This window comes from Pseudomonas sp. No.117, assembly GCF_054558395.1.
Genome location: NZ_BAAJNP010000009.1, coordinates 1 through 18,337, shown reverse-complemented (window position 1 = coordinate 18,337; position 18,337 = coordinate 1). Strand labels below are relative to the sequence as shown.

Sequence of the window (18,337 nt, the reverse complement as noted above, 5' to 3'; positions counted from 1 at the left end):
GCGTTCTCCAGCTAAGCGAAATCAGGGTTTGGCGGCGGTCTGCAGACTGGCGGGCGGGGTCCACACCACGTCGCGGATGACCAGCGGCTTGGGAATCAACTTGAGGGCGGTGAAGGCGTCGGCGATCTTCTGCTGCTGCGCGGTCACCTCGGGGGTGATGAAGCGCGCGCCGTAGCCCTGGCGCTTGACCACGGTCAGGGCGGTAGCCAGCGGCAGGTTGAGCAGCGGCGCCACCTGGGCAGCCACCTCGTCCGGGTGGGCCTTGGCCCAGTCACCCACCGAGCGCACCTCGTCGACGATGGCGCCGACCTGCTCGGGATGGGCCTTGGCGAAGCTGCGGGTGGCCAGGTAGAACTGGTGGTTGTCGGCCAGGCCCGTGGCATCGGTCAGGGTGCGCGCCTGCAGCTGCGTCTCGGCGGCGGCCTGGTAGGGATCCCAGATCACCCAGGCGTCCACCGCCCCGCGCTCGAAGGCGGCGCGGGCGTCAGCCGGTGGCAGGTAGACCGGCTGGATGTCCTTGTAGTCGATGCCGGCCTTGGCCAGTGCCTGCACCAGCAGGTAGTGGACGTTGGAGCCCTTGTTCAGCGCGATCTTCTTGCCCTTGAGGTCTGCCAGGGACTGGATCGACGAATCCTTGGGCACCAGGATAGCCTCGCTGGTGGGCGCCGGCGGTTCGTTGGCCACATAGACCAGATCAGCGCCGGCAGCCTGGGCGAATACCGGCGGCGTCTCGCCGGTCACGCCGAAGTCGATGCTGCCGACGTTGAGGCCTTCGAGCAGCTGCGGACCGCCGGGAAACTCGGTCCACTGGACCTTGACGCCATCCTTGGCCAGGCGCTGCTCCAGGGTGCCGCGGGCCTTGAGGGTGATGAGGGTGCCGTACTTCTGGTAGCCGATGCGCACCACCTCCTCCGCCTGGGCGAGGCCTGCGGCCAGGGTCAGCAGGGTGACGGCGAGGACTGAACGCTTGAACGAAAACTGCATGGATAACGCTCCGATCAGATACCCCAGCGTGCCTGGCCGATACGATCGGCCAGCAGCTCGGGGGTCAGGGGCTGGGGACGCCGCGCCAGGGCGGCGTGGAATTGTTCGAGGGACTCGTAGAGGCGCTGCTCCAACGCCGGGACCAGGGCCACGCCGGTCTCGGTGTAGCTGACCTGGCTGTCGTCGGCGAAGACGCCATTGAGGATTTCCTGGGCCTTGAGCGCCGAGAGCACGGGCTTGAGCGCATAGTCGATGGCCAGGAGGTGGCCGCTGGAGCCGGCGGTGGCCAGGGGCAGCACCACCTTGAGTGCCAGGGCGCGCTCGGGCAGCAGGTCCAGCAGGGTCTTGAGGGCGCCGGCCAGGGAGGCCTTGTACACCGGGGTGGCGATCACCAGGCCATCGGCGGCCTGCAACTGGGCGATCAGCTCCACCACCGGCGGACTGTCGAAGCGGGCACCGATGAGATCGGCCGCGGGAAAATCCTGAATCCGCCAACGCGACAGCTCCACGCCACGCGCCTGCAGCCAGTTCGCCGCCAGATCCAGCACCCCGCTGGAGCGCGACCGCGCTGCCGGACTGCCCGCCAAAGTCACCACCTGCATCGCCGCCTCCGGAATAAAAAGGAGCGGTGTCGCGCCGCTCGAAAAGGAATGAGCGGACCTTAGCAGCGGGTGTTTATTCCCTAAAAATATCCTTTCGGCACTTGGTTATAACCAGAAAAACAAAACCCCGGCCTGGGCTGGGGTCGTTCGTAATCGCAGTTTTCAGCGATTGGGTTGTGGCGTCAGGCGCAGATAGGGTTTGACCGCAGTGTAGCCCTTGGGAAAGCGCCGTTTGATCTCTTCCTCGTCCTTGAGCGAGGGCACGATGACCACGTCGTCGCCATCCTTCCAGTTACCCGGAGTCGCCACCTTGTGGTTGTCGGTGAGCTGCAGGGAATCGATCACCCGCAGGATCTCGTCGAAGTTGCGCCCGGTGCTGGCCGGATAGGTGATGGACAGGCGCACCTTCTTCTGCGGATCGATGACGAACAGCGAACGCACGGTCAGGGTGTCGTTGGCATTGGGATGGATCATGTCGTAGAGGCCGGCCACGGTGCGGTCGGCGTCCGCCAGGATGGGGAAGCCCACGGCGGTGGCCTGGGTTTCCTCGATGTCCTTGATCCAGCCCTGGTGGGATTCCAGGCCGTCCACCGACAGGGCGATGACCTTGACGTCGCGCTTGGCGAATTCGTCCTTGAGCTTGGCGGTGAGCCCCAGCTCGGTGGTGCAGACCGGGGTGAAGTCGGCCGGGTGGGAGAACAGCACACCCCAGCTATCGCCCAGCCACTCGTGGAAGCGGATGCGGCCCAGGCTGGAATCCTGTTCGAAATCGGGGGCGATGTCGCCCAGACGGATGGTCATTGGCAGTTCTCCTGAGACAGGTAGGGATGAAAGCACTATGCCGCCCACCGCGCACGGCGGGAAAGATCGGATCGCGCTGTGGTTATAACGCGAAAGCCGCCCGGTCCAGGGCCATTTCCCTGGGCCGACCCCGCCCGCAACGTGATCGACCGCACAGTTGCGCAGGGCTTTTTCCCGCCAGGCGCAGCGGCGGTTAGGGTGCTACACCTAAGGGAAGACCAACGGACGGAAATCTGCCCACCGCGGCAACCCGCGGCACTCGGCATGGTCTGTTGGCAAGACGAGGAGGAGAAGCTCATGTTCGGCAAGCGCAACGACGATCCTGGTTCCAGCACCCATTTCCGTAGCGAACGCGTCAGCGTGGTCAACGGCCAGTTCTTCTTCACCACCCGCGAGGGCACCCTGGAAGGTCCCTTCTTCAGCCGCGAAGAAGCCTTGAACCAGATCGACCGCTACGTGGAGCGCCTGCAGACCTCCGCCGGCCTGCTGCGCCAATCCGTCAGCAACGTCTGACCGACCGCCCTCGATCCTTTAGACTGCGCGCCCTGATCTCCAGGCCGCGCCTCCCATGACCGATTTCCAGCACGCCCAGCTCGACTGGGATGCCTCCGGGCAACCCCTGTCCCGCGCCTATGGCGACGTCTATTTCTCCCGCGCCAGCGGCCTGGAGGAGACGCGCTACGTCTTCCTGCAGCAGAATCGCCTGCCCGAGCGTTTCGCCGCGCTGGCAGCAGGCGAGGTCTTCACCATCGGCGAGACCGGCTTCGGCACCGGCCTGAATTTTCTCTGCGCCTGGCAGCTGTTCGACGCGGTGGCGCCCGCGGGGGCGCGGCTGCATTTCGTCAGTGTCGAGCGTTTCCCGCTGACGGCCGCGGACCTCGCCCAGGCGCTGGCCCTCTGGCCGGAATTGGCGCCCTACGGCGCGGCGCTGCAGCGGCAATACCAGGCCATCCATCCCGGTTTCCAGCGACTGGTCCTCAGGGACGGCCGCGTCACCCTGACCCTTTTGGTCGGCGATGTGCTGGAGCGCCTGCCGGAGCTGGATGCCTGTTGCGATGCCTGGTTCCTGGATGGCTTCGCCCCGGCCAAGAACCCGGAGATGTGGACGCCCGCGCTATTCGCCGAACTGGCGCGCCTGGGTCATCCCGGTACCACCCTGGCCACCTTCACCTGTGCCGGCTTCGTCCGCCGCGGCCTCATCGAGGCTGGCTTCGCCATGGCCAAGGTGCCGGGTTTCGGCCACAAGCGGGAGATGCTGGCCGGTGTCCTGGAGCGCCCGGGCAGCCACCCTAGCGTGCCCTGGTACGCCCGGCCGCCGCGGCCGCAGGGCCCGCGCACCGCGGTGGTGATAGGCGCAGGACTCGCCGGCTGCGCCACTGCCGCCAGCCTCGCCCGCCGCGGCTGGCGGGTGCAGGTCGTAGAGCGGCATGACGCGCCCGCCCAGGAGGCCTCCGGCAATCCCCAGGGCGTGCTCTACCTGAAGCTGTCGGCCCACGACACCCCGCTCAGCCGACTGATCCTGGACGGCTTCGGCCTCACCCTGCGCGAATTGCAGGCCCTGCCACCGGGAGCGGCCTGGTCGCCCTGCGGGGTGCTGCAACTCGCCCTGAGCGCCAAGGACGCCCAACGCCAGGCGCAACTGGCGGCGCACTTCCCCGCCGATCTGCTGCAGCCGCTGGCGCACGACGCCGCCAGCGCCCGTGCCGGTATCGGCCTGACGGCCGGTGGCCTGTTCTTTCCGAAAGGTGGCTGGGTCCATCCGCCCGCGCTGTGTGCGCTATGGCTGGCCCATCCGAATATCGAGCTGGTCACCCGTACCGAGGTGAGCGCCTTGCAGGAAACCACGACGGGCTGGGAGGTCATTACCCAGGAGGCGACATTGCAGGCCACCGTGGTGGTCGTGGCCAGCGCCGCCCAGGCCAGGGCGCTGGTGCCCGGGCTACCGCTGAAGGCGATCCGAGGGCAGCTCTCGCAGCTGCCGCAAACCCCGGACAGCCAGGCGCTGAGCACCGTGGTCTGCGGCGAGGGCTACATCGCCCCAGCGCGCGAAGGGCAGCACTGTCTGGGTGCCAGCTTCGTCTTCGACCGCGACGACCTCGAACCCAGCCAGGCGGAACACCTGAGCAACCTGCAACTGCTCGCCGAGCTGGCACCCGAGCTGGCGGCAGGCTACCAGAGCGAATCCCTGGACGGGCGCGTAGCCTTTCGCTGCACCTCGCCGGATTACCTGCCGCTGGTGGGCCCGGTGGTGGATGAGGAGTTGCTCGCCGAGCGCTATCGGGTACTCAGCCAGGATGCGCGCCAGGTACCGGACCTCCCCGCGCCCTGGCGTCCCGGCCTCTACCTCAACCTCGCCCATGGCTCCCGTGGCCTGGTCACTACGCCGTTGGCCGCCGAATTGCTGGCGTCCTGGCTGGAAGACGAACCCCTGCCGGTGGCGCGGCGGGTAGCCGAGGCCTGCCATCCCAACCGCTTTCCCCTGCGCCGCCTGATCCGCGGCAACTAGATGATCGCCAGCGGCGTCTTGCCTTGCGGCGGAGGGAAGGCACCGTCGAGCAGGGCGAAGTCCTCGTCGCCCAGGCGCAGGTCCAGCGCCCGGGCGTTCTCTTCCAGGTGTCCGGCATCGCCGGCCTTGGGAATGGCGATCACTCCGGGTTGCCGCAGCACCCAGGCCAGGGCGATCTGCGCCGGCGTGGCCTGGTGCCGCTCGGCCAGCGTCGCCAGGGTGGGATGCCGCAGCAGCGCGCCGCCCTGGCCCAGCGGGCAGTAGGCCATCACCGGCAGCTGCTGGCGCTGGCACCAGGGCAGCAGGTCGTGCTCGATGCCCCGTTGCTCCAGGTTGTAGAGCACCTGGTTGGCACTGCAGCGGTCGTCCGCCAGTTCGAGCATGTCGCTGGTGTCGAGGTTGGATACGCCCCAGTGGCGGATCTTGCCCTCGTCACGCAGTTTCTCCAGGGCCATCACCGTCTCGATCAGCGGTACCTGGCCACGCCAGTGCAGCAGGTAGAGATCGATGACGTCGGTACCCAGCCGCTTGAGGCTGCGCTCGCAGGCCAGCGGCACGCCCGCTTCGGTGGCGTTCTGCGGATAGAACTTGCTGACCAGGAAGACCTCGTCGCGCCGCCCGGCGATGGCCTCGCCGACCAGCTCCTCGGCCTGCCCATCGGCGTACATCTCGGCGGTATCGATCAGCGTCAGACCCAGGTCCAGCCCCTGGCGCAGGGCGCTGACCTCCTGGCGATGCAGGTCGGGATTCTCGCCCATGTGCCAGGTTCCCTGTCCCAGCGCCGGAACGGTAGTGCCATCGGGCAAACGAACGGTTTGAGCGGTATTCATGGACGCATCCTTCTCGTGGGTGTCCGGGATTGGAGCGCCAGCGCGACGTCGATTCTCCCGGCCATCCGCCCAACGGCAGCCAGGGGCCTACCGCAGGCCCTGCGGCCAGACGTCGCACTGGTAAAGTACGACTACAAGGAAACCAATAAAAACGTCTCCAAGGAGCTTTCATGAAGTCGCCGATCCTGGCCCTCTGCGCCCTGCTGTCCGCCGCCCTGCCGCTGACGGCCACCTGCGCCGACGTCATTACCCTGAGGTTTTCCCATGTGGTGGCGCCGGACACGCCCAAGGGCCGAGGCGCCCATCTGCTGCAGCAGCTGGTGGAGCAGCGGCTGGCCGGCCAGGTACGGGTGGAGGTGCTGCCCAACGCGACGGCCTTCGACGACGCCAATGAGCTGCAGGCCCTGCAGGAGGGCAAGGTGGACATCCTGGCGCCAGCCATCAGCAAGCTCACCGTCCTCAGCCCCCGACTGAAGCTGTTCGACCTGCCCTTCCTGTTCGAGAGTCGCGCCGCCCTGGATCATTTCCAGGCGCGTCCCAGCGGCCGCCAGCTGCTCACGAGTCTGGAGCCGGCCGGCATCATCGGCCTGGCCTACTGGCCCAACGGCCTCAAGCAGTTGTCGGCGCGCAAGCCGATCCGCGAGCCCGGCGATGCCAAGGGCCTGGTCTTCCGCATCCAGAATTCCGACGTCCTGCAGACCCAGTTCGAAACGCTCGGCGCCACGGCGGTCAAGCTGCCCTTCAACCAGACCCTGCAGGCGCTCGCCAGTGGCACCGTCAATGCCACCGAGAACACCTGGTCCAACTACTGGAGCCAGCGTCTCGACCAGCAGCAGCGCTACTTCACCGAGACCAACCACGGCGCCCTGGACTACCTGCTGATCGTGCGGGCCGAGCGTTGGCGTACCCTGCCCTTCGCCGTGCGCAGCACCCTGGAAGAGATCATCGACCAGGTGACCTTCGAGGTTAAGAAGCAATCGGAGGCGGAAAACCAGCGCGACCGCGCACGCATCGCCGCCACCGGCGGCAGCGAGATCCTGACGCTCACATCCGAGCAGCGCGCCCGCTGGCGCGAGGCCATGCGCCCGGTGTGGCAGCGCTACGAAGGCGAGATCGGCGCCGGCCTGCTCAAGGCGGCGGAGACGTCGAACTAAAACCGCTGCGGCGGCGGCGCGGCCCAGCGCCGCAGGGGCACGCTGCCCGGCTCCCGGCACTGCAAGTCACGGAAGGGGCCGGCGACCTGGGTCCAGCCACGGCCCGGCGAGGTCTGGGCACAGAACTCCTTGCCGTCGAGCTGGCTGCGCCACCGCCAGTAGGCGGCTGGCTCGGCGAGTACCTCCGGCGCCAGCAGCCCGAGCAGGGCGAGCGCCAGCGTCCTCCCGGCCGCCCGCCGGAACCTCTCGCGCGCTAAGCGTGTCGGTTTGCAGGTAAGCCTCCCGAATTCGCACAGGATCTTTCCCATGCCGCTGTCCGTCTTGCGTAGCAAACCCACCCTCCTCGCTCTGGCTCTGGTTGGCGCTGGCATCGCCCTGGCCGGCTGTGCCCGCGACCCGGAAAAACGCTCCCTGGGCGCCGAGGCGGTCAGCAATGCCAAGAGCATGGCGCGCACCGATGCCGACATGCAAAGGGTACTGAACAAGTACGCCAGCTTCGATCCCAAGGCGGTCGAGAAACTCAGCGCCCAGCAGGCCCGGCAACAGCCTACTATCGCTGATGCGGTCAAGGGTGTGCTACAGGACGAGGGTCGTCCCACCCAGCCCGAAGCCCTTGTTCCCGGCGTGACCACTGTCGACCGCGCCGTGGACGGCGCCGCGGGCGTGCTCCCCGCCCGGATCTATACCCCCGCCGGCCAGGGTCCCTTCCCGGTCATCCTCTATTTCCATGGTGGCGGCTGGGTGTTCGCCGACCGCAACGTCTACGATGGCGGCGCCCGCGGCCTGGCCAAGCAGGCCAATGCCATCGTCGTCTCGGTGGACTATCGCCAAGCCCCGGAATACAAGTTTCCCGCCGCCCATGACGACGCCCTGGCGGCCTACCGTTGGGTGACCACCCACGCCGGCTCCCTCAATGGGGACCCCCAACGTCTGGCCCTGGCCGGCGAGAGCGCTGGCGGCAACCTGGCGGTAGCGACCGCCGTGGCGGCGCGCAAGGCCGGGCTCACCGCGCCCAAGCACGTGCTGTCGGTCTATCCGGTCGCCCAGACCAACACCCACACGCCGTCCTATGACCAGTACGACGACGCCAAGCCGCTCAATCGACCGATGATGCTGTGGTTCGTCGAGCAGGTGACCCGTTCCCCCGCCGACCTCAAGGATCCGCGCCTGGACCTGACCAAGGCCGACCTCTCCGGCCTGCCGCCGGTGACCATCGTCAACGCCGAGATCGACCCGCTGCGTGACGATGGCGCCTTCCTAGAGACCGCCCTGCGCCAGGCCGGCGTATCGGTGGAGCGCAAGGTCTATCCCGGCGTCACCCACGAGTTCTTCGGCACCGCCGCCGTGGTGCAGAAGGCCAAGGACGCCCAGGCCTATGCCGGCAGCCGCCTGAAGACCGACTTGGCCAAGTAGGAATAGAGTACAGACCCGAAGACACCGCCGGCCTCGTGCCGGCGGTGTGCTGTCAGCCGGGAAACAGCAGGGGGCCGACCTCGCGCATGAAGATCTCGCAGGTCTTGGGTCCCACGCCTTTCAGCGTCTGCAAACGCCGCTCGAAGTCCGCCCGGTCGGCACTGGCGTCGCGCAGGCGGGCGAAGCTGCCCTGGTAGTCCTCCTGCAACTGGCGACAGGCATCCAGCAACCGCGTCGCCGTGCTTTCGTCGTAGCGTCGGTAGTGACCTTCGCCGAGATAGTCGACCAGTTGCCGCCAGCTCAGATTGAGCATCTTGCGCGGGGTGTCGCGACCGTACCGGCGATAGAGCACCGTCCAGGCCTGGGCGGCGATGCCCTGGGAAATGCGCTTGCCGAACAGATAGCTCGCCAGGAACCAGCCGAACAGCGCCTGTTCGTCCTCGGCGGTGAGGGTCAGGCCGAGATCGGTAGCCGAAGTGGTCTTACTCAAGGGTCATTCCTTCAGGGCACTTTGCCTAGGGATGACCTCGAGCGGCCGCGGGGACTCGGACGACGGCCGGTGGCCTACTGGCGGATCACCTCGCCACGTTGCGGTGCGAGACGTGCCAGCAGCCCGTTCTGCACCCGCTCCGGTATTCCTTCGCGCTGCATGGCCAGCTGCAAATCCTCCACCAGCGCATTGAAGTCGGCCGGCTGCAAGTTCAGGCCACGATGACTCTCCGCCATGCTCGCGCCCTGGTAGCGGCAGGGTCCGCCGGCATCGACGCAGAACTTCTGGATGAGCAGGCCACGCAGGCGGCGAATGTCGACATTGGCGAAGTAGTGCCGAATGCGCTCATCGCGGGCGATGTTGAGCAGCATGCCCTCGACGATCCGCGTGATACCTGCCTGGCCACCCAGCTCCTGATAGAGGCGGTCGTTCGCCGGTGGCGGGGACGCGCAGCCGAGTAGGCTCGCCAGCAGGGCTGCCACCAGCAGAGGCTTCAGCTTCATCAGTAGCTTCCTTGCAGCGATAGGTAGAGGCCCCGCTGATCGTCCAGGGTGGCGATCTCACCGAGCCAGGCATAGGCCAGCACCACCGACAGGTGCTTGTTGGGGAAGTAGCCGACGAAGGTATCCACCCAGTCGCTCTCATGGGTGAAGGACAGGTTCTGCGGCTTCTGCCGGTATTCCATCCCCACGGCCCAGCGCGGGGTGAAGAGCACCGCGGCGGAGCCCTCCTTGAGCCACTGGCGGCTGTCGTTGCGATCGCCACCGAAGCCGAGCAGTCCCAGTTCGTTGGCGCGGCTGTAGCGCAGCCCGGCATTGATCAGCAGGTTGTAGCCGAAGGCGCCGCCGAGGAACAGCCGGCTGGCACCGAGGTAGCCCTCGACATCGCTGTCGCGCCGGGCCCCCACGGCCGCCGGAATGGCGAAATCGCGCTGGTGCTTGTACTGGATACCCAGGGAGACCTGGGGCAGGCGATCGTAGATCAGGTCACCGGCGAGCCGCACCTTGGCGCCGAAGATGTCCTGGCTGAGACTGTCCTCGGCGAGGTTCAGCTGGCGCCTAAGGGTCGGCATGTCCAACCGTTGCCGCGCGTAGGACAGCTCCACCCGGTTGTCGTAGGCCACCGCGGCGCCGGCCACGTCGAGCCGGTAATCGCCGGTCCATACCCGGGTAGCGAACGCCGTCGCCCCGGGCTGCCCGCTCTCGCCATAGCCACCGATCACTGCCCAGGGCGTGATACCGCCTCCCGCGGCGCCCTCCACACTGCTGGCGCCGCCGGTAGCCAGCAACTTGCCACCCTCGGCCTGCGCCCCCGTCGCCAGCAGCGCCAGGCCCAACCACCACCACCGCGTCATGAAAGCTCCTCTACCGCCGGCTCGGCCTGGCGTTCCATCCAGGCTTCGAACTCTCCGGCCGGAACCGGGCGGCTGATGTAGTAGCCCTGGATCACGTCGCAGCCCCAACTGCGCAGCAGCGCCAGGGTGCGACCTTCCTCGACGCCCTCGGCGACGACTTCCAGCCCCAGGTTATGCCCCATCTCGATGGTCGAGCGGACGATGACGGCATCGTCGTTGCCCGGTTCCAGCTCCCTGATGAAGGATTGATCGATCTTCAGCTCGTCCACCGGCAGCCGCTTGAGGTGCGCCAACGAGGCCTGGCCGGTGCCGTAGTCGTCCACCGAGAGCCGGATGCCCAGGATGGAAAGGCGCTTGAGCAGGGCGATGGCCGCCTCGGGATCGGCCATGATGGCGCTCTCGGTGATCTCGAAGGTCAGCTGCCGGGCCGAGACACCGGCATCGTCGAGCCAGCGGATCACCCGCTCCGGCAGCTGGGTATCGGTGAGGTCGACCGCGGAGACGTTCAGGGACACCTTCACTTCGCGCCCCTGGGTCTGCCACAGCGCCAGTTGGCGAATCGCCGCCTGGATCACCCAGCGGGTAAGCCCGGCCATGCTGCCGCTGCGCTCGGCTAGGGGGATGAACTCGCCCGGGGAGATCATGCCCAGCTCGGCGTGGCGCCAGCGCAGCAACACCTCCGCCTGGGGCGACCCAGCGCCACGCAGGGCCACCTTGGGCTGGAACACCAGCATCAACTCGCCCCGCTCGCCCGCCAGCGGCAGGTCGTGGACCAGTTGCAGACGACGCTGCTGGGCCGCGTCGCGGCCTTCGTCATAGACCCGCAGGCGATCCGGCACCTGGGCGGCGTCGAGCATGGCACTGCGCGCCCGCTCGATCAGCAGCGCCGGATCGCCGCTGTGACGCGGGTACTCGGTGACGCCGATCCGGCAACTGAGGCGGAACAGCTGGCCTTCCCACTCGATCGGCTCGGCCAGCGCCAGGCGCAACTGGTCGGCCAGCCCCACGGCCCCTTCCAGACCCATGCGGCACACCTGGACGAGGAATTCGTCACCCACCGGTCGCGAGACGCAACCCCGACCGGCCAGCAGCACCTGGGCACGCTCGGCCACCAGCTTGAGGATCCGATCGCCGCCCGCGACACCGGCGGCCTCGTTGATCGCCTGGAAGTCGTCCAGGCCCAGGTACAGCAGCGATACCTGGGATTGGGTGGCGATGAACACCCGCAGCCGCTCTTCGGCCAGGATGCGGTTGGGCAAGCCGGTCAGGGGATCGTGCAAGGCATGGTGATTCAGCCGCTGCTCCCGCTCGGCGATGCCTTCGCGCATCGTCTCGAGCATCCGCGCCAGCCGCCCGAACTCGTCCCGACGCTGCACGTCCACCTTGACCGCGTAATCGCCCTGGCCAATCCGCCAGGACACCACCGCCAGCTCCCGCAGCGGCTGGGCCAGGTTACGCGCCAGCAAGAGCGCCCCCAACAGGGCCGTCAGCAGGGCGCCACCGGCGATCAACGCCAGTTGCCGCAGCAGGGGCGCGAATTCGCCCAGGGCCACATCCAGCGAGCGCAACAGGTAGACGTCCACCGGACTCTCGCGCGTGCCCAGTGTCAGTCGCTTGACCTGATAGAGCCGGTCACCCAGCGTCATCTGCCAGGTATCACCCGTCTTGGGCGAAGCCTGGAGTTGCTGCGCCAACAGCTGTCCCTGGGCCACCGGCAGGGTACTGGCCATGCTGGTGGCACCGCCCAGGAACACCACGTCGAGGTTGATCAGCGAGCGAAATTCCTGCGCCATGGCTTGATCCATGGCGAAGGTCATCACCACCTGGGCAATCGGTACCGGCGCCCGTACCGGCACCGTCACCCGCAGCGACGGCAGGCCGGTGCCCGCCGCCACGCAACTGCCATCGCCACCGGCCGCCGTCGAAGCGGGCAACCGCTCGCCCTCACTATGGGCCGGCACGGTGCTGGCGATCAAGCGACCGTCCATATCCAGCAGATAGGTGTCACCGGCGCCCACCCGCGCCCCATGGTTGGCCAGTACCGATCTCAGGGTCGGCACGTCGCCGCTGGCCACCGCATCGCGAAAGCCGAAATCGGCGGCCAGGACGCGCACGGCGTCGTTCAGCCGGCGGCACTGGCCATCCAGTACCTGACGGAAGACGCGGGCACCGGTGTCGAGCTGGTCGTAGGATTGCCGGACCGCGCTGGCTTCCGTCGCGGCCTTGACCGTGAGGTAGACCAGCGCGATCACCACCAGCATCAGCAGGAAGAGACTGCCGGCGATGCGGGTCTGGAAACTATGGATGAGTTTCATCGTGCGCTGCCTTGTGGAAGGCATCCTCGAACGCCGAGCTCGCCGGTTCCGCCGGCTGAGGCTTCGGCTGGACCGCCAGTTGGAGCTTCACGGTCAATGGCTTCCCTGCCACGTCCAGATCGGGTTGGGCCACCTCATGCTTGTCGCTGAGGTCGGGATGCCAGAGTGTCAGCTGATAATGACCGTTCGGCGCCTCGAGCCGGGCGTGGCCCTGACTGTCGGTCACCGCGGAGCGCCCAGCGGTGGTCACGTAGATGTAGCCCACCATCCAGTCGTGGATGTTGCAGCCCACCACCACCACCCCGGGCTGGTCGAACACCACCGGCGTGCTGGGAATGCCGTGGTAGAGCGGCAGCTCGAAATGCTTGGGGCTGGAAAAGGAATACACCTGGTGCCGGATGTCATCGGTATTGGGAAAGCTCACGGCCGTGCCCGTGGACACCGCCAGGACATGGGGGACGAAGCGACGATTCTGCTGGTCGATGGCCGCGGGACGCCGCTCCGGGACCAGCCCCTGGCCGGACAGCATCACCACGGCATCCGCCAGGGCCGCGCCCTGGCTATCGACGACCGTCACCGCGATCTCCGCCGCCTGCGCGGTCCCCAGGCCCAGGGCCAACAGTCCCGCCACCACCCATTGCTTGTTCACCGGTTGTTCTCCACCAGGCGTCGTTCGGATCCATCGCCGGCTTCGCGGCGTGACCTCAGCATTAGCGGCCGTCGCGGCGGAATCTTTATCGGGACCCGCATCCCTCGTCAGCCCGGCCGTCGCACTTCAAGCGGCGCCCGGCGGTCAAGAAGGACAGATGTTTCCCCGCGTTGAAAAAGCAGCGCGCTCGCCCCATGTTGGCCTCACATCCAAGCCCAAGGTACGCCAATGAGCGATCAGGATAATCAAGCGGACATTCTCAGCGAGGAAGCCGGCCAGACCGGTCTGGTGCTGCCCGGCCAGAATCTCCCCGACAAGCTCTACATCATCCCCATCCACAACCGGCCGTTCTTCCCGGCGCAGGTACTGCCCGTCATCGTCAACGAAGAGCCCTGGGCGGAAACCCTGGAACTGGTGGCCAAGACCGACCACCACTGCCTCGCGCTGTTCTACATGGACCAGCAACCCGAGGATGCCGAAGGCTTCGATCCCGACCAGTTGCCCCAGCATGGCACCCTGGTACGCATCCACCACGCCAGTCGCCAGGACGGCAAACTGCAGTTCGTCGCCCAGGGCCTGTCGCGGGTACGCATCCGCGGCTGGCTGCGCCGGCAACGGCCGCCCTACCTGGTGGAAGTCGAACACCTGCGCCCCAGCCCCGATCCCAGCGACGAGGTGAAGGCCTACGGCATGGCGCTGATCAACGCCATCAAGGAGCTCCTGCCGCTCAACCCGCTCTACAGCGAAGAGCTGAAGAACTACCTCAACCGCTTCAGCCCCAACGATCCCTCGCCGCTGACCGACTTCGCCGCCGCCCTCACCACTGCTCCGGGCGACGAACTGCAGCAGGTGCTCGACACCGTCCCCATGCTGCAGCGCATGGAAAAGGTCTTGCCTCTACTGCGCAAGGAAGTGGAAGTTGCGCGCCTGCAGAAGGAGCTCTCCGCCGAGGTCAATCGCAAGATCAACGAGCGCCAGCGCGAATTCTTCCTCAAGGAACAGCTCAAGCTGATCCAGCAGGAGCTGGGTATCACCAAGGACGATCGCAGCAGCGATATCGAGAGCTTCCGCCAGCGCCTGGATGGCAAGGTCCTGCCCGAGGCCGCGCAGAAGCGCATCGACGACGAGCTGAACAAGCTCTCCATTCTCGAGACCGGTTCGCCCGAGTATGGCGTCACTCGTAACTACCTGGACTGGGCGACCGACCTGCCCTGGGGCGTCCATGGCCAGGACAAGCTCGACCTCAAGCACGCGCGCAAGGTGCTCGACCGTCACCATGCCGGGCTCGACGACATCAAGAACCGCATCCTCGAATTCCTCGCCGTGGGCGCCTTCAAGGGCGAGGTGGCCGGTTCCATCGTGCTGCTGGTAGGCCCGCCCGGGGTGGGCAAGACCAGCATCGGCAAGTCCATCGCCGAATCCCTCGGCCGCCCCTTCTATCGCTTCAGCGTCGGCGGCATGAGGGACGAGGCCGAGATCAAGGGCCACCGCCGTACCTACATCGGCGCCATGCCCGGCAAGCTCGTCCAAGCCCTGCGCGACGTCAAGGTGATGAATCCGGTGATCATGCTCGACGAGATCGACAAGATGGGCCAGAGCTACCAGGGCGACCCGGCCTCGGCACTGCTGGAGACCCTCGACCCCGAGCAGAACGTCGACTTCCTCGACCATTACCTGGACCTACGCCTGGACCTGTCCAAGGTGCTGTTCGTCTGTACCGCCAACACCCTGGACTCCATCCCCGGCCCGCTACTGGACCGCATGGAGGTCATCCGCCTCTCCGGCTACATCGCCGAGGAGAAGCAGGCCATCGCCAAGCGCCACCTCTGGCCCAAGCAGCTGGACAAGGCCGGTGTCCCCAAGGAGCGCCTGACCCTGACCGACAGCGCCCTCAAGGCCCTGGTGGAAGGCTATGCCCGCGAGGCCGGGGTGCGGCAGCTGGAGAAGCAGCTGGGCAAGCTGGTGCGCAAGGCGGTGGTCAAGCTCATCGAGGAGCCCAAGCTCAAGCTGAAGATCGGTGCCGCGGATCTCGAGGACTACCTGGGCAAGCCCACCTTCCGCAAGGAACAGCTGCTCTCCGGCGTCGGCATCATCACCGGGCTGGCCTGGACCAGCATGGGCGGTGCCACGCTGCCGGTCGAGGCCACCCGCATCCATACCCTCAATCGGGGCTTCAAGCTCACCGGCAAGCTGGGCGAGGTCATGAAGGAATCGGCCGAGATCGCCTACAGCTACGTCACGGCCCACCTGAAGGAATTCAAGGGCGATCCGAATTTCTTCGACCAGGCCTTCGTGCACCTGCACGTCCCCGAGGGCGCCACGCCCAAGGACGGCCCCAGCGCCGGTGTCACCATGGCCTCGGCGCTGCTGTCGCTGGCGCGCAACCAGGCACCAAAGAAGAACGTCGCCATGACCGGTGAGCTGACCCTCACCGGCCAGGTGCTGCCCATCGGCGGGGTCCGCGAAAAGGTCATCGCCGCCCGCCGGCAGAAGATCAACGAACTGATCCTGCCGGAGCCGAATCGCGGTGATTTCGAGGAGTTGCCCGCCTATCTCAAGGAGGGGCTGACCGTTCATTTCGCCAAGCGCTTCGCCGACGTGGCCAAGGTGCTCTTCTAGTCTGACCGTCCGACCTCTTGGGGTATGCTCTGCGTTTTGCCGTCATACCCCGGAGGTTTCCATGTCCAACCGTCTTCTGTTCTGCGGCTGTCTGCTCCTGGCCGGCTGCAGCAGCACCCAGCCGAGCGGCAACCTTATCCTGGGTGACGACAGCGACTGCACCCCGCTGGCCATGCACGCCGGCCAGGAACTGACCCTGACTCTGCCCAGCGATCCCACCAGCGGCTATCGCTGGACCATCCTCCAGCGCAGCGACAACCTCAGGCAACTCGGCCCGGAAGTCTTTCGCGAACAGCGCCAGGACCAGGGCGGCATCGGCAGCGCCGGTCAGTCGCTCTGGCGCTTCCGCGCCCAGGCTGCCGGCAGCGCCCATCTCGAACTCCAGGCCCGGCAACCCTGGGATGCCACGGCCGAGCCCCAGGCCCGCTTCGACTGCCGCATCGAAATCCGCTGAGGCCACGTCCCGCCGCAGCTGCCAGGGGTACAATGCCCCCTTTCGATTTTCCAGGTACCGCCCATGAGCGAAGCCGACCGCCTGTTCGCGTCGCCGCAGCCTCCCGCCGACTTCACCTTCAACGAAGACGTGGTGCGCGTCTTTCCCGACATGATCAAGAGATCCGTGCCGGGCTATCCCACCATCGTCGAGAATCTCGGCGTCATCGCCGCGCGCTTCGCCAAGCCTCATAGCCGCCTCTACGACCTCGGCTGCTCCCTGGGCGCCGTGACCCAGGCGCTGCGCCGTCATGTCCGCGCCGAGGGTGCTCGGGTGGTGGCCATCGACAACTCCACCGCCATGGTCACCCGCTGCCGCGAATACCTCAGCGCCCAGGACTCCATGCATGAGGAGTTGCTCCCGGTAGAGGTGGTGGAAGCCGATATCCTCGAAGTCCCGCTCGAAGCGGCTTCGGTGATCGCCCTCAACTTCACCCTGCAATTCATCGCCCCGGAACAGCGCCTGGGCCTGCTCAGCCGACTGCGCGCCAGCCTGCTGCCCGGCGGCGCCCTGCTGCTGTCGGAAAAGATCCGTTTTCCGGAGACCGAGACCCAGGCCCTGCTCAACGGCCTGCACCTGGACTTCAAGAGAGCCAATGGCTACAGCGAGCTGGAAATCGCCCAGAAACGCACCGCCCTGGAAAACGTCATGCTCACCGACACCCTGGACGAACACCGTGCGCGCCTGCAGGCCGCCGGTTTCACCACCGTCGTGCCCTGGTTCCAATGCCTTAACTTCACCTCCCTGATCGCCCTGCCATGACCCAACCGGCCTATCTCGCTGAACTGCAACGAGCCCTTGTGGATACGCCGCTGGCGGCCTGGTCCCAGTCCCTCGAATCCGTCCTGGCCGCCAAGTACACCCGCGGCCACGGCGATCTGCAGCGCTGGCAGGCCGGCCTCAATGCCCTACCCGATCTCGTCGTCGAGCACTTGGAATTGCGCGACGGATTGCGCCTCGACGGCAGTCTTTCCAGCGAGCAACACCAGGCACTGCGCGACGCCCTGTTGCATCTGCGTCCCTGGCGCAAAGGCCCCTTCCAACTGTTCGACCTGCACCTGGACACCGAATGGCGTTCCGACTGGAAGTGGGATCGGGTAGCCCCGCACCTGGACCTGCAAGGCAAGCGTGTCCTCGACGTGGGCAGTGGCAATGGCTACTACCAGTGGCGCATGCTCGGCGCCGGTGCCAGCACCGTGATCGGCGTGGACCCCAACTGGCTGTTCCACTGCCAGTTCCAGGCCCTGCGGCATTACCTGCCAGACCTGCCCACCTGGCACCTGCCGCTCACCCTCGAAGAACTCCCCGCCCTGGACGGCGGCTTCGATACGGTCTTCTCCATGGGCGTGCTCTACCATCGCCGCTCCCCCATCGATCATCTGCTGGACCTCAGGAACTGCTTAGATAGCGGCGGTGAGCTGGTCCTGGAAACCCTGGTTGTGGCCGGCGACGCCACCACCGTCCTGGTGCCCGAAGACCGCTATGCCCAGATGCGCAACGTCTGGTTCCTGCCCTCCACTGACGCCCTGCAACTCTGGCTACGCCGCGCCGGCTATCGCGACATCCAGCTGGTGGATCTCACACCCACCACGGTCGATGAACAGCGCTCCACGGAATGGATGGGCTTCCAGTCGCTACCGGACTTCCTCCATCCGGACGATCCCCGTCTCACCATCGAAGGCCTCCCCGCCCCCCTCCGCGCCACCCTGATCGCCCGCAAACCCTGAACGCAAAAAGCCCGGCAATGCCGGGCTTTGTCATGTCTTTGCTTGGGTAGGTTGGGCTGAGCGCAGCGAAGCCCAACATCGGGGCTCCACTCTTAAGCCCATATTCTACATAGCGCTCGAGCGTTGGGCTTCGCAGGCTCAGCCCAACCTACATATCTGATGCGGCCATGGCGGTCCGCGATGGCCACAACAGCCCGGCGCAGCCGGGCTGTTGTGGCTCTTGCTCTTGCGGGCTTCAAAGCGGCACCTGGTCCAGCGGCAGCACCCAAGCCTCCGCAGCACCACTCTTAGCGCCCTCTCCCCCCGGAGAGGGCTGGGGTGAAGGCAACCCCGGCCACCTGAGCTGCCGGCTTCGCCCCCAAGCGCTCATAGCGCTCCTAGCGCCCCAGCCAAACTTTTC

The 18,337-nt window shown here is 66.8% G+C and carries 18 protein-coding genes; 8 read left to right on the top strand and 10 right to left on the bottom strand.

Translation table 11 applies throughout. From position 1 onward, the window contains the following. Positions 1-21: 21 nt before the first annotated feature. The 3 genes from ACYJP6_RS21055 to ACYJP6_RS21045 form a co-directional block, all read right to left on the bottom strand. Positions 22-984 carry a sulfonate ABC transporter substrate-binding protein gene (locus tag ACYJP6_RS21055; protein WP_459477557.1) on the bottom strand — a complete coding sequence of 321 codons (963 nt, stop codon included), beginning with the start codon at positions 982-984 and terminating at the stop codon, positions 22-24. 14 nt (positions 985-998) lie between these two features. Continuing rightward, on the bottom strand, positions 999-1,586 hold the full coding sequence (ssuE, locus tag ACYJP6_RS21050) for an NADPH-dependent FMN reductase (protein ID WP_058769263.1): 588 nt from the start codon (positions 1,584-1,586) through the stop codon (positions 999-1,001). Positions 1,587-1,748: 162 nt separating this feature from the next. Next, complete coding sequence (locus ACYJP6_RS21045; RefSeq protein ID WP_459477555.1) at positions 1,749-2,387, bottom strand: peroxiredoxin; 639 nt, start codon at positions 2,385-2,387, stop codon at positions 1,749-1,751. A 297-nt stretch (positions 2,388-2,684) separates the two neighbouring features. On the opposite strand from ACYJP6_RS21045, the gene ACYJP6_RS21040 reads away from it, so the two are divergent. Both ACYJP6_RS21040 and mnmC read left to right on the top strand, forming a co-directional pair. Then, positions 2,685-2,900 carry a DUF6316 family protein gene (locus tag ACYJP6_RS21040; RefSeq protein WP_459477553.1) on the top strand — a complete coding sequence of 72 codons (216 nt, stop codon included), beginning with the start codon at positions 2,685-2,687 and terminating at the stop codon, positions 2,898-2,900. A gap of 55 nt (positions 2,901-2,955) precedes the next feature. After that, a complete protein-coding gene (mnmC, locus tag ACYJP6_RS21035; RefSeq protein ID WP_459477551.1) occupies positions 2,956-4,893 on the top strand; it encodes a bifunctional tRNA (5-methylaminomethyl-2-thiouridine)(34)-methyltransferase MnmD/FAD-dependent 5-carboxymethylaminomethyl-2-thiouridine(34) oxidoreductase MnmC in 1,938 nt (645 codons plus the stop codon). On the opposite strand, the gene ACYJP6_RS21030 is transcribed toward mnmC, so the two are convergent. Beyond that, positions 4,890-5,723 carry an aldo/keto reductase gene (locus ACYJP6_RS21030; RefSeq protein ID WP_459477549.1) on the bottom strand — a complete coding sequence of 278 codons (834 nt, stop codon included), beginning with the start codon at positions 5,721-5,723 and terminating at the stop codon, positions 4,890-4,892. The genes mnmC and ACYJP6_RS21030 overlap by 4 nt on opposite strands. Before the next feature lie 170 nt (positions 5,724-5,893). Here ACYJP6_RS21030 and ACYJP6_RS21025 point away from each other — a divergent pair, with 170 nt between their 5' ends. Continuing rightward, positions 5,894-6,877 carry a DctP family TRAP transporter solute-binding subunit gene (locus ACYJP6_RS21025; RefSeq protein ID WP_459477547.1) on the top strand — a complete coding sequence of 328 codons (984 nt, stop codon included), beginning with the start codon at positions 5,894-5,896 and terminating at the stop codon, positions 6,875-6,877. On the opposite strand, the gene ACYJP6_RS21020 is transcribed toward ACYJP6_RS21025, so the two are convergent. Continuing rightward, positions 6,874-7,185, bottom strand: a complete 312-nt coding sequence (locus tag ACYJP6_RS21020; RefSeq protein WP_459477546.1) for a hypothetical protein — start codon at positions 7,183-7,185, stop codon at positions 6,874-6,876. The two genes, ACYJP6_RS21025 and ACYJP6_RS21020, sit on opposite strands and share 4 nt — an antisense overlap. Between ACYJP6_RS21020 and ACYJP6_RS21015 the strand changes: the two genes are divergently transcribed. After that, positions 7,184-8,290 carry an alpha/beta hydrolase gene (locus ACYJP6_RS21015; RefSeq protein WP_459477544.1) on the top strand — a complete coding sequence of 369 codons (1,107 nt, stop codon included), beginning with the start codon at positions 7,184-7,186 and terminating at the stop codon, positions 8,288-8,290. The genes ACYJP6_RS21020 and ACYJP6_RS21015 overlap by 2 nt on opposite strands. Before the next feature lie 52 nt (positions 8,291-8,342). Here the strand turns inward: ACYJP6_RS21015 and ACYJP6_RS21010 are convergent, their stop codons facing one another. The 5 genes from ACYJP6_RS21010 to ACYJP6_RS20990 all read right to left on the bottom strand — a co-directional run bounded on the left by ACYJP6_RS21010 (position 8,343) and on the right by ACYJP6_RS20990 (position 13,098). Next, positions 8,343-8,780: an HhH-GDP family DNA glycosylase gene (locus tag ACYJP6_RS21010; protein WP_459477542.1), complete on the bottom strand. Its 438-nt coding sequence runs from the start codon at positions 8,778-8,780 to the stop codon at positions 8,343-8,345. A gap of 74 nt (positions 8,781-8,854) precedes the next feature. Beyond that, positions 8,855-9,277 carry a group I truncated hemoglobin gene (locus tag ACYJP6_RS21005; RefSeq protein WP_459478050.1) on the bottom strand — a complete coding sequence of 141 codons (423 nt, stop codon included), beginning with the start codon at positions 9,275-9,277 and terminating at the stop codon, positions 8,855-8,857. Positions 9,278-9,282: 5 nt separating this feature from the next. After that, positions 9,283-10,134 carry a DUF3034 family protein gene (locus tag ACYJP6_RS21000; protein WP_459477540.1) on the bottom strand — a complete coding sequence of 284 codons (852 nt, stop codon included), beginning with the start codon at positions 10,132-10,134 and terminating at the stop codon, positions 9,283-9,285. Then, a complete protein-coding gene (locus ACYJP6_RS20995) occupies positions 10,131-12,449 on the bottom strand; it encodes a putative bifunctional diguanylate cyclase/phosphodiesterase (RefSeq protein WP_459477538.1) in 2,319 nt (772 codons plus the stop codon). Before ACYJP6_RS20995 ends, ACYJP6_RS21000 begins: the two co-directional genes overlap by 4 nt. Continuing rightward, complete coding sequence (locus ACYJP6_RS20990) at positions 12,433-13,098, bottom strand: methylamine utilization protein (RefSeq protein ID WP_459477536.1); 666 nt, start codon at positions 13,096-13,098, stop codon at positions 12,433-12,435. Before ACYJP6_RS20990 ends, ACYJP6_RS20995 begins: the two co-directional genes overlap by 17 nt. Before the next feature lie 228 nt (positions 13,099-13,326). Here ACYJP6_RS20990 and lon point away from each other — a divergent pair, with 228 nt between their 5' ends. The 4 genes from lon to cmoB all read left to right on the top strand — a co-directional run bounded on the left by lon (position 13,327) and on the right by cmoB (position 17,937). Continuing rightward, a complete protein-coding gene (gene lon, locus ACYJP6_RS20985; RefSeq protein ID WP_459477534.1) occupies positions 13,327-15,717 on the top strand; it encodes an endopeptidase La in 2,391 nt (796 codons plus the stop codon). A 61-nt stretch (positions 15,718-15,778) separates the two neighbouring features. Continuing rightward, positions 15,779-16,171 carry a protease inhibitor I42 family protein gene (locus tag ACYJP6_RS20980; protein WP_459477532.1) on the top strand — a complete coding sequence of 131 codons (393 nt, stop codon included), beginning with the start codon at positions 15,779-15,781 and terminating at the stop codon, positions 16,169-16,171. Between the two features lie 63 nt (positions 16,172-16,234). After that, a complete protein-coding gene (cmoA, locus tag ACYJP6_RS20975) occupies positions 16,235-16,972 on the top strand; it encodes a carboxy-S-adenosyl-L-methionine synthase CmoA (protein ID WP_459477530.1) in 738 nt (245 codons plus the stop codon). Next, the gene (cmoB, locus tag ACYJP6_RS20970; protein WP_459477528.1) at positions 16,969-17,937 is read left to right on the top strand and encodes a tRNA 5-methoxyuridine(34)/uridine 5-oxyacetic acid(34) synthase CmoB; all 969 of its coding nucleotides are present in this window, start codon (positions 16,969-16,971) and stop codon (positions 17,935-17,937) included. The genes cmoA and cmoB overlap by 4 nt, the downstream gene beginning before the upstream one ends. Positions 17,938-18,337 lie beyond the last annotated feature (400 nt).